Source organism: Halostella salina (assembly GCF_003675855.1).
GTDB lineage: Archaea > Halobacteriota > Halobacteria > Halobacteriales > Natronoarchaeaceae > Halostella > Halostella salina.
In genome coordinates this window covers 205,596-215,886 of record NZ_RCIH01000008.1, presented here as the reverse complement: position 1 = coordinate 215,886, position 10,291 = coordinate 205,596, and the positions used below count along the sequence as shown (strand labels likewise).

At 67.1% G+C, this 10,291-nt stretch carries 13 protein-coding genes; 6 read left to right on the top strand and 7 right to left on the bottom strand.

Translation table 11 applies throughout. From position 1 onward, the window contains the following. The first annotated feature begins 23 nt into the window (after positions 1-23). Positions 24-1,475: an aldehyde dehydrogenase family protein gene (locus D8896_RS16170; RefSeq protein WP_121823152.1), complete on the top strand. Its 1,452-nt coding sequence runs from the start codon at positions 24-26 to the stop codon at positions 1,473-1,475. Between the two features lie 81 nt (positions 1,476-1,556). Then, positions 1,557-2,711, top strand: coding sequence for an acyl-CoA dehydrogenase family protein (locus D8896_RS16165; protein ID WP_121823151.1), 1,155 nt, complete (start codon positions 1,557-1,559; stop codon positions 2,709-2,711). A gap of 2 nt (positions 2,712-2,713) precedes the next feature. On the opposite strand, the gene D8896_RS16160 is transcribed toward D8896_RS16165, so the two are convergent. From D8896_RS16160 to D8896_RS16140, 6 genes are all read right to left on the bottom strand, one after another. Then, positions 2,714-3,556: an enoyl-CoA hydratase/isomerase family protein gene (locus tag D8896_RS16160; protein ID WP_121823150.1), complete on the bottom strand. Its 843-nt coding sequence runs from the start codon at positions 3,554-3,556 to the stop codon at positions 2,714-2,716. Between the two features lie 116 nt (positions 3,557-3,672). Beyond that, positions 3,673-3,837 carry a PaaD-like zinc ribbon domain-containing protein gene (locus D8896_RS19545; RefSeq protein WP_162991604.1) on the bottom strand — a complete coding sequence of 55 codons (165 nt, stop codon included), beginning with the start codon at positions 3,835-3,837 and terminating at the stop codon, positions 3,673-3,675. 2 nt (positions 3,838-3,839) lie between these two features. Continuing rightward, on the bottom strand, positions 3,840-4,604 hold the full coding sequence (locus D8896_RS16155; RefSeq protein ID WP_121823149.1) for a Phenylacetic acid catabolic protein: 765 nt from the start codon (positions 4,602-4,604) through the stop codon (positions 3,840-3,842). After that, entirely contained in the window at positions 4,597-4,818 is a 222-nt protein-coding gene (locus D8896_RS16150) for a phenylacetic acid degradation PaaB family protein (RefSeq protein ID WP_121823148.1), read from the bottom strand. Before D8896_RS16150 ends, D8896_RS16155 begins: the two co-directional genes overlap by 8 nt. Further along, a complete protein-coding gene (locus tag D8896_RS16145; protein ID WP_121823147.1) occupies positions 4,815-5,207 on the bottom strand; it encodes a metal-sulfur cluster assembly factor in 393 nt (130 codons plus the stop codon). Before D8896_RS16145 ends, D8896_RS16150 begins: the two co-directional genes overlap by 4 nt. Positions 5,208-5,209: 2 nt before the next feature. Continuing rightward, positions 5,210-6,130 (bottom strand): 1,2-phenylacetyl-CoA epoxidase subunit PaaC, encoded by a 921-nt coding sequence (locus D8896_RS16140; RefSeq protein WP_121823146.1) that lies wholly within the window; start codon positions 6,128-6,130, stop codon positions 5,210-5,212. Positions 6,131-6,285: 155 nt separating this feature from the next. On the opposite strand from D8896_RS16140, the gene D8896_RS16135 reads away from it, so the two are divergent. Both D8896_RS16135 and D8896_RS16130 read left to right on the top strand, forming a co-directional pair. Next, positions 6,286-6,780 carry a GNAT family N-acetyltransferase gene (locus D8896_RS16135; RefSeq protein ID WP_121823145.1) on the top strand — a complete coding sequence of 165 codons (495 nt, stop codon included), beginning with the start codon at positions 6,286-6,288 and terminating at the stop codon, positions 6,778-6,780. A 5-nt stretch (positions 6,781-6,785) separates the two neighbouring features. After that, positions 6,786-7,070, top strand: coding sequence for a 2Fe-2S iron-sulfur cluster-binding protein (locus D8896_RS16130; RefSeq protein ID WP_121823144.1), 285 nt, complete (start codon positions 6,786-6,788; stop codon positions 7,068-7,070). A 559-nt stretch (positions 7,071-7,629) separates the two neighbouring features. Here D8896_RS16130 and D8896_RS16125 read toward each other — a convergent pair. Further along, positions 7,630-8,397 carry an IclR family transcriptional regulator gene (locus tag D8896_RS16125; RefSeq protein ID WP_121823143.1) on the bottom strand — a complete coding sequence of 256 codons (768 nt, stop codon included), beginning with the start codon at positions 8,395-8,397 and terminating at the stop codon, positions 7,630-7,632. A 127-nt stretch (positions 8,398-8,524) separates the two neighbouring features. Here D8896_RS16125 and D8896_RS16120 point away from each other — a divergent pair, with 127 nt between their 5' ends. Further along, positions 8,525-9,070, top strand: a complete 546-nt coding sequence (locus D8896_RS16120; protein WP_121823142.1) for a cupin domain-containing protein — start codon at positions 8,525-8,527, stop codon at positions 9,068-9,070. Positions 9,071-9,081: 11 nt separating this feature from the next. Next, positions 9,082-10,215, top strand: coding sequence for a mandelate racemase/muconate lactonizing enzyme family protein (locus tag D8896_RS16115; RefSeq protein WP_121823141.1), 1,134 nt, complete (start codon positions 9,082-9,084; stop codon positions 10,213-10,215). Positions 10,216-10,291 lie beyond the last annotated feature (76 nt).

Genomic DNA, 10,291 nt, shown 5'->3' with positions numbered 1-10,291 from the left:
TCCGCGCACGAGCATTCGCCCGCATGAGCTACACCGGCCCCACAGAGCTGTATATTGGCGGCGAGTGGACCACCGCCGACAGCGGGGAGACGTTCGTCACCGAGGACCCGGCGACCGAGGAGCCGTACGCCGAAGTCGCGGAGGCCGCCGAGGCCGACGTGGACAGTGCGGTTGCCGCGGCCGAGGACGCCGTCGCGCGCGGTAGCGAGTGGCGGTCGCTCGACCCGCGGGAGCGTGGCCAGCACCTCCACGCCTTCGCCGACGCCATCGAGGAGCGAAAGGACGAGATCATCGAGGTCGAATCGTACGACAACGGAAAGACGCCGTTCGAGGCGTCCATCGACGTGGACATGGTGATCGACACGTTCCGCTACTACGCCGGCTGGACCGACAAGGTCCAGGGCGACCAGGTCCCCGTCCCCGGCGACCGCCTGAACTACACCGTCCGCGAGCCGGTCGGCGTCACGGGGCACATCATCCCGTGGAACTACCCGTTCCAGCTCGCCGGCCGGAGCCTCGCGCCGGCGCTGGCCTGCGGGAACAGCGCCGTCCTGAAGCCGTCCAGCACGACGCCGCTGTCGGCGCTGTACTACGCTGTCGCCGCCGAGGAGGCCGGCTTCCCCGACGGCGTGCTCAACGTCGTCCCCGGCCGCGGGAGCGTCGCGGGGAACCACCTCGCCCAGCATCCCGACGTGGAACACGTCGCCTTCACCGGCAGCACCGGCGTCGGCAAGGGCGTGATGGAGCGCGCGTCGCAGAACGTCACCGGCGTCACGCTCGAACTCGGCGGGAAGGGCCCGAACGTCGTGTTCCCGGACGCGGACCTCGACGACGCCGCGATGGGCTGTCACTACGGCATCTTCATGAACGCCGGCCAGATGTGCTGGGCCGGCTCCCGGCTCGTCGTCCACGAGTCGGTCCACGACGAGGTCGTCGAACGCGTCGTCGAGCAGGCCGAGTCGACGCCGCTCGGCAGCGGCATCGACGACGACGGCCGGATGGGACCGACCGTCAGCGAGAGCCAGCAGCAGGAGGTGCTCGACTACATCGAGACCGGCAAGGAGGAGGGCGCGACAGTCGCCTGCGGCGGCGGCGTCCCCGACGACAAGGACGAGGGCTACTTCGTCGAGCCGACCGTCTTCACCGACGTGACCAACGACATGACCATCGCCCGCGAGGAGATCTTCGGGCCGGTGCTGTCGGTGATCAGCTTCGAGGACCAGGAGGAGGCCATTGAGATCGCGAACGACTCGCCGTACGGGCTGATGGCGGGGATCTGGACCTCGGACCTGACCACCGCCCACACCGTCGCCGACCGCCTCGACTACGGCATGGTGACGGTCAACGAGTACCCGGTGACCCAGCCCCAGACGCCCTTCGGCGGCTTCAAGGAGAGCGGCCTCGGCCGCGAGCAGGGCACCGAGGCGCTCCACGAGTACACCCAGACGAAAAACGTCAACATCAACCTGGAGTAGCGACGCGGGACGGCGAGTGCGTCGGTTCCACCGTTTTCCGCCGCGAACTTTTATGGGAGCGCCCCACGCGTGTACGCCTGCATGAGTCTCATCGAAAGCGCCCTCAGCGACGAACACCGCGAGGTCCGCGACCGGGCCGCGGCGTTCGCCGAGGAGGTCGTCGAACCCGAAGCCGAGCGCATCGAACGCACCGACGAGTTCCCCCGGGAGGTGGTCGAGGAAGCCGGCGAGCGCGGCCTCCTCGGGATCCTCCTGCCCGAGGCGTACGGCGGCGAGGGGTCGGATTTCCTCTCGTACTGCCTCGCCGTGGAACGGATCGCGCAGGCCTCGGGTGCGGTCGCCGAGACGATCCAGGGGCAGACGTTCGCGGCGCTCCCGGTCGCCACGTACGGCACCGAGGCCCAGAAGGAGCGCTACCTCGAACCGATGGCGCGCGGCGAGACGGTCGGTGCGATGCTCCTGACGGAGCCGGACGCGGGCAGCTCCCCGACGGAGCTGGCGACGGTCGCAGAGGCCGATGACGACGGCTACCTCCTCTCCGGGGAGAAGTCGTTCGGGACGAACGCCGGCGTCGCGGACCTCCACCTCGTCGTCGCCCGCAAGCGCCCCGCGCCCGAGGGGGGCCACGGCGTCAGCGTCTTCCTCGCGCCCGGGACCGACGACGCCGAGGGCTTCAGCTTCGACCGCAAGGAGTACATGGGGATGCGCGGCCACGTCACCGGCGACTCGACGCTCGACGGGGTGCGTGTCGGGGACGACGCGCTCCTGGGCGAGGTCGGCCAGGGGTTCCGGATCGCGATGGGCACCATCGACATGGCTCGCACCGGCCTCGGCGCGATCGGGGTCGGCATCGCCCGGGCGGCGTTCGACGAGGCGGTCGACTACGCCGGCGACCGCGAGCAGGGCGGACAGGCCGTCGGCGAGTACCAGGCCGTACAGGTGCTCGTCGCGGACATGGACGCGCGCCTCGACAGCGCCCGCCACCTCGTGTACGACTCCGCGAAGGCCATCGCGGACGGCGATGGGAGCACGCGCAAGTCGAGCAAGGCCAAGTACGTCGCCAGCGACGCCGCCGAGTTCGTCACGCGCAACGCGATGCAGGTCCACGGCGGGAAGGGGTACCGCACGGACCTGCCGCTGGAGCGCTACTACCGGGACGCGAAGATACTGAGCATCATCGGCGGAACGACGGAGATACAGAAGACGACGGCCGCGAGCGAGGCGCTCGGGCTGTAAGGCTACTCCTCGTCGGGCGCGCCCGGCTCCTTGTCGCCGAGTTCGACGCCGAGGAAGTCGGGGTCGTGATCGCCGAGGAACGCGTCGACGCCCTCCTTGGCCACGTCGGAGCCGAGCAGGCGGTTCTGCAGTTCGCGCTCGTGGGAGAGCGCGTCCCACAGCGGCATCTCCAGGCCCTCGTTGACGGCCAGCTTGTTGTGACCCACGGCCATGTGGGACTTGTGGGCGATCTGCTCGGCGAAGTCGCGGGCCGCGTCCTCGACCTCGTCCGGCGGATGGACCTCGTCGAAGATGCCCCGCTCCTCGGCCTCCTCGGGCGTGATCGTCTCGCCGGTGATCATCATCTTGAGTGCGGTCGACCGGTCGATGTAGCGCGGGAGCAGCTGCGTCCCGGCCTCGCCGGCGATCAGGCCGAGGTGGATCTCGGGCATGCCGACGTTGTAGTCGTCGTCGTTGCCGGCGTAGCGGAAGTCACAGGCGAGCGCGAGTTCGAGCCCCCCGCCCATGCAGTGCCCGTTCACCATCGCGATGAAGATGGTGTCGGTCGTCCGCATCTTCATGATGATCTCCTTGCTCGTCTGGCTCGCGTAGCCGACCTGTTTCCCGGACTCGTTCTGGAGGGCCTTGATGTCGAAGCCCGTCGAGAAGAACTTCTCGTTGGCGCTGCCGAACAGCGCGGCGCGCACGCTCTCGTCGAACCGAACCGTCTCGACGGCGCGCTGTAGCTCCAGCAACACGTCGATGTTGTGGGCGTTGGCCGGCGGGCGGTCGAGGCGGATGGTTCCGACGTGGTCCTCCAGATCCGTCTGGAAATACTCCAGGTCCAGCTCGCTGAACGATTGCATACACGGAGTCAATTGACGGCCCAGTATAAGTAAGTTCTCATCACGATTATTCGTGATACCTACGGCTGTCCGCCAGCTACAGCGGCTCTCGACGGGATCTACGCTCCGCGCTGCGGCTACTCGGGCTGTTTCCCGTCGTACTTGATCCGCTCGAAGACGGTGTTGCAGCCGTTGCAGTAGTACTGCGCCTTCGAGATCTCGCTGCCGAACTGCGACTCGCGCTCCACGTCGTCCGAGCCGCAGTGCGGGCATTCGACCTCGGGGTCCTCGGAGTCGGCCATCGTCACTCGGTCGCGAACATGGCGTTTCGCTCGCCGCGGATCTGGATGAGGTCCTCCTCGCCGATCCCGCCCGACCCGATCCGGCGGCGGGTCTCGTCCCACTCGTCGGCGTCGGGCGTCGACCAGTCGACCCCGGAGAGCGACACGTCCGTGTCGGCGAACAGGTCGCGGTAGTGGTCCGCGAACCGCTCCCGGATCGACGCGACGGGGACGCTCGTGAAGCCGGCGTCGACCAGCGGGTCCGACTCGTCGTCGTACGACGCGGGACCGATGAGCGCGAGCGCCGCCGGGATCGTCTCCTCCAGCGTCGCCTGCAGCCCGTCGGGCTGTTCGGCCGCCAGCGTCTCCAGTCGGGCGTCGTGGTACTCCAGGTGGAAGTACTCGTCCTCGCCGATCTTGGTGATCATCCCGTCCATGTCGTCGCGGTCGACCGCGTCGAGCATGTACCACGCCGCGCGGTCCGCGGGTGCGATGGTCGCCACGAAGTCGGGCCACTCGCCGTCGATCGCGTCGAGGCAGGCGGCGTTGCTGAACTCCTCGGGGTCGCGCTCGCCGCGGAGCCAGTCGCCGTCTCGACCCTGCCCCTCCAGCTTCCGGAACAGCTGGCGGACGTGGCCGACTTCCTCCTGTGCGGCGCTGGAGCCACCGATGTCGTCCTCCAGCGAGGGACCGGCGAGGCTCCACTGGGCACACCGGTGGCCAAGCACGAGCTTCGTGTCGGCGACCGCCTGCACGTAGTCGACCGCCTCGTCGGGCCAGTCACTCATCGGCGCTCACCCCGTGGCGCATGGCCTGCGGTTGCACTTCGAGCAGGTCCTCCTGCCTGACGACGGCAAGGTAGTTCCAGTCCTCCTCGTCGAACGTGTTGTGTGCGTACATCTTCGCGAGCCGGTCGCTCTTGGCGCTCACGTTGCCGATGTGGAGGGTGTCGTCGCCCTCGCTCTTCCGGGCGAACACCTCGTACTTCGTGTCGCCGGTCATAGGCCGATCCCCGATTCGCGCATCTTCTCGCGGACCGAGTCGGTGAGCATGTCCTTCGACCAGACGGGGTCCCAGACGACCTCCACGTCGACGCTGTCGACGCCGTCGATGACGCGCAGACAGCTCCGCACGTCGTTTTTGATCATGTCGTAGGCGGGACAGCCCATGCAGGGGAACGACATCTCGACCTCGACGTGGCCGTCCGATTCGGTCACGTCGTAGATCATCGCCATCTCGACGAGGCTCACCGGGATGTGCGGGTCCGGGATCCCGTCGAGCGCGTCCCACAGTTCGTCCTCGAACGGCGACGCGTCGGCCCGGCGGCCCTCGATGAACTCGCTCGTGCGGGGCGGCCCGGACGCGCCGTCGATACGCTGACTCGTCGACATTGTTACACCTGCACGTCCACTTTGCCGGACTGGATCATGTTGACGTACTTCTCGTTGGCCGGGCCGCGGGCGCGCCAGCGGTCCATCACGTCGGACCAGCTGATCGACTCCTCGAAGCGCCAGTCCTTGTTCTCCTGGTCGAAGGCGATCGGGAGGTCGTACTCCAGAACGTACTCGTCGGCCGCCTCGTCGTAGTGGGCGGGCACGTCCAGATCGAGTTCGTCCATCAGCGGCAGCGTCCGCGAGAGCCAGTCCTGCCGGAGTTCGTCGTTGGACTTGCCCTTGATGCGGTAGTCGAGCTGCTCGGTGTTGCGCTTCTTGTCGTCCTCCATCCCGAACCACTCGACACCGATGGGGAACATCCAGTCGACCGCGTCCTGGAGCTTCGCGTGGGTCTTGTCGCTCTTGTTCGCCAGCCGGCGCATCCACGTCTCGCCGTGGCGGAGGTGGAACTGCTCTTCCTTCTCGACTTTCGTCAGCGCGCGCTTCCACGGCGCGTACGACGTGTTCTCGTAGATGTCGCCGAGCAGGACCATCCCCGCGCGGTCGAAGATGCCGTGGGCGGTCACGAGTTCGGCGAAGTTCTCGATGTGCTGGTCGAACCCGTACGTGTTGCGGAACTCGTGGGGCTCGCGCTCGTAGACGAGCTCCTCGCGGTCCTCGCCCAGGTCCTCCAGGAGGCGGTAGGCGATGTGCCCGTGGCCCAGTTCGTCCTGGATGACGCTGACGCAGGACGCCCGCGCGTCGATCGAGGGCGCGTTCAGCGACTGGTCGTAGTAGGCGGGCGCGCTCATCAGTTCCGTGTCGCCCGAGACGAGCAGGATGGTCTTGAGGGCCTCCTTGTACCCCTCGGTCATCTCCTCCTCGGACTCGATCATCTTCCCGTTCTGGAGCTGTTTTTTCAGCTGTTTCTCGGTAGGCATTGGTCGGACAGTACTGGCTTGTGGGGCCAGCATTATAATTGTTTTCTGTATACGATCCGCGTATCGTTGGGCGGTCACACCCCCGAACTCGCTGTCGGGACGACGAACGGACCCCGACACGACCTTTTTTGGTAATCGGGCGCAACCGGTGTGGTATGGCGTACGAGGTTCGACACGCGACAAGCGAGGACGGCGAGGACCTGATCGAACTCTGGCACGGGTTCACGGACCACCTCTCGGAGTACGACGACCGGTATCAGCACAAGGACGAGGCGGATTCGCGCTGGCTCAGCTACTTCGAGAACCAGCTCGTCGACTCCAAGTACGGAACGGTCGTGGTCGCCGAGGAGGAGGGGACCGGCGACCTCGTCGGGGTGCTGGAAGCCCGCGTGATGGGTGACCACCCGATCTTCCGGCTGGAGGACCACGGGTACATCAACGGCCACTACGTCCGCGAGTCCCACCGCGGCGAGGGCGTCGGCCGGGCCTTGCTGGAGAAGGCCGACGACTGGTTCTCCGGGCCACCCCACGAGGTCGACTTCTACCGGATCGACGTGATCGACGGCGACGAGGAGGCCGCGGCGCTGTACGACGACCTCGGCTTCGAGCCGGTCGAACACGTGTACGAAAAGTCCGCGGGGAGCCGGTAAACGCCATGGTCGAGACGTACACCGTGGAACTCGTCGACCGCGACGAAACCATCGAGGTCCCCGCGGACAAGTCGATCCTCGAAGCGGCCGAGGAGGTGGGGATCGACCTCCCGTACCAGTGTCGGATGGGCGTTTGCGGGGTCTGCTGTGCGATGCGGGAGAACGACTCGGAGGTCGAGCAGACCGAGGGCATGTTCCTCTCCGAGAGCGAGAAGGAGGAGGGGTACGTTCTGACGTGTATCGGCCGACCGCTCTCCAACCTCGAACTCCACACCGACGAAAGCCCCTGAACCGGTCGGCACGTCGCCGACGCGTCCCCCGGACCCGGATTCTCCCGTACTCTGACACCGAGGCCACCTCCACCGACGCTGCTGTATACGATTCACGTATACGTCCAGTTCCCGGCTTGAGTTCCGGACCACTCCACGACAGCGGGCGTCGAACCGGTGAGCGTTCACCCGCCGGCCCCTCTCGGGGGAGTCTCCGCGTTCGACCTGCCGCAGTCTTGCGTATACGATATCGAATACGCGGTTCGCCGCCGGTTACACACCCTAACTAACACACCCTAAGCCTGTGTTAATACACCGGCAGCCCACGCCGATCAAGAGCGCCGCGCCTCCATCCGGGAAAACACCAACAAAACTACACAAATGCCGGACGATCGTTCGTTGAGACCGAACAACGTTTCGAGCCCATCCCGGCGTTTCGTCGCACATCAGGCAGTATCGAGGACTGAATCGAGCGCCACACGTCAGTTAGCTAACGTCGAACGCCGGAAACAGTCTCAAACGGCGAATTCCCGCCGTTTCTGGATCGATCGAACGTTCGTTCGGTGAGGGCGAACGAGGATCAGAGATGCCGGATGTTGATCTCGATCTCGTTTGCGATCCCGAGGAGCCGTTCCGCGTACTCGTCCTCCAGCTGGCTCCGGGTGAGCCGGTTCGCCGCGCCGGAGAGGCTGATCGCGCCGTACACGCCGTCGCCGACGCGTTTGATCGGCGTCCCGATCGCGTTGAGCCCCTCCATCGCCTCGCCGATGTTGTACGCGACGCCCTGCTCGCGCACCGTGTCGAGTTCGGCGAGCAGTTCGTCGGGGTCGGTGGTCGTGTTCTCCGTCTTCGCCGGGAGCGGGTCGTCACCGACGATCGCCTGCCGTTCGTCCTCGGGCAGGTGGGCGAGGATCGCCTTGCCGGCCGCCAGATAATGCAGTTCCGTGGTCGCGCCCTCGCGTGCGTACGTCTTGATCGTGGATTTCCCCTCGGCACCGTACAGGTACACCGCCTTCCCCTGTCGTTCGACGATACACCACACCTTGTGGCCGGTCTCGCGGGCCAGTTCCTTCAGCCGGGGCTTGGCGACCTGAAACAGGTCGCTCTGGTTCCGCGCCCAGATCCCGTAGTCGTGAAAGCGGTACCCGATCATGTACTCGCCGTCGCGCCGTCGCATGAACCCGTGGTCCGCGAGCGTCGTCAGGTGGCTGTGGACCGTGCTCTTGGCCAGGTCGAGGTCCTCGGCGAGTTCGGTGACCGTCGCCCCGTTGTGCTCCCGGACCGCCTCGACGATCTCCAGGAGCGTCTCGTCGGATTTGACGCCTCCCCGCGTGCCTTTCTGTGCCATACTCGCGTATCGTGCCGGATTATAATAAACGTTGGTCGGTATTACCGAACGGCACACTCGCTCGCGCGGGGAACGCGTGGTTCGTTGCGACCCCTGGTTTTTTGTAATCGTACGCGAACTGGCCTGTATGGCCGACAATCCAGTGGCCGACAAGGACTACTCCGTCCTGCCGAAGCAACAGGCGTTCAAAGTGCACGCTCCGGACGCCCCGGACTTGGTCGAGGGGGCCGGGGACAACCTGAAGACGGTCCACTCGGTGATGCTGACGAACGACATGTACGTCACCTGGACCACCGGACAGCCGGGCGACGTGTTCCCGCTGCACACCCACATGCCGGAGATGTACCAGATCCTGACGACGATCAAGGGTCGCTGCGTCTGGTACTACAAGGACAACGACGGCAACGAGCAGTCGATCGAGGCCGGCCCCGGCGACGTGGTGTACCTGCCCGGCGGCGCGGAGAACCGCGTCGAGGTGATCGGCGACGAGGAGCACATCCACATCGGCTCGTACCCCCGCGTCCGCGTTCCGCGCGTCGAACAGCTCACCGGGATCGTTCCGGACGAGGTGGAGAATCCGAAGGACTTCCGCGTCGGCGTCGACTTCGACAACGTGCGCGACATCTACCACGAGACCGACGAGGAGTCGTTCTCGGAAGCCGACCACGAGTAATCCGCCACCCAATGGCGGTTACTTCCCTCGACGCGATCCCCGTGAGCGTCCCGAAGGCGACCGCGCTCCGGACCGGCGGTTCGTCCGACTCGACCGCCGGATCGGACTCGTTCGACCACGTGCTGGTCCGCGTCGAGACCGACGGCGGCGTCGTCGGCTACGGCGAGGTCGCGCCCCACCCGGACTGGCCGAACAGCGGCACCCAGGCGACGGTCCGGTCGGTGATCGAGTCGGAGTTCGCGCCCCTCGTGGAGGGCCGCGACCCCGCCCACGTCGCGCGTATCACCGAGGAACTCGACCGGACCGTCGCGTCACAGCCGTTCGCGCTCGCCGGCGTCGACGCGGCGCTGTACGACGCGCTCGGGAAACAGCTGGGCCGACCGACGTACGAGTTGCTCGGTGGCCCGACCGCGGCCGACCGCTCGCTCCCGCTCCACTACACGGTCGGGATCAAAGCCCCCGAGACGGTCCACGAGGAGGCGGCGGCCGCGGCCGACCGCGGCTTTTCGGCGTTCAAGCTGAAGGTGGGGGCCGACGAGCGCGATGCCGACCGGCGACGCCTCGAAGCGGTCCGCGAGGCGTGTCCCGGCGCGCGCATTCGCGTGGACGCGAACGGTTCGTGGACCGCCGGCGAAGCGGTCCGGGCGATCCGGGACCTGAACGCGGCCGCCGACGGCATCGTCTTCGTCGAGCAGCCGGTCCCGCCCGACGACCGGGCCGGACTCCGCCGCGTCCGCGCCGCGGTCGAGCCGTCGGTCATGGCCGACGAGGGCTGTTACGGGCCCGCGGACGTGGCGGCGCTGGCGGGCGCGGACGCCGTCGACGCGATCAACGTCAAACCCGCCAAGGCCGGCGGGATCACCGGGGCGAGGCGCGTCGCCGCGGTCGCCGCTGCACACGGGCTTCCCTGCTACGTCGGCGGGATGCTCGAACTGGGCGTGGGGGCGGCCGCGGCGGCCCACTTCGCGCTGGCGACGCCGGCGCGTGCGTACCCGACCGGCCTGCTCAACGCGGACGCCGACGGGTCGCTGCTCTCGGACCCGGACCGCTGGGATCCCGACGGTCCGACCGTCGCCGTCCCCGACGACCCCGGAATGGGCGTCTCGGTGGACCCGGACGCGATCGAACGGTACCGAACCGATTGAGGACGCTTTCCTCCTGCGGCTTCCGGCCGGGGGCATCTATGGGAAACGTTTAATACAGATACTCTACTCTTTCAGT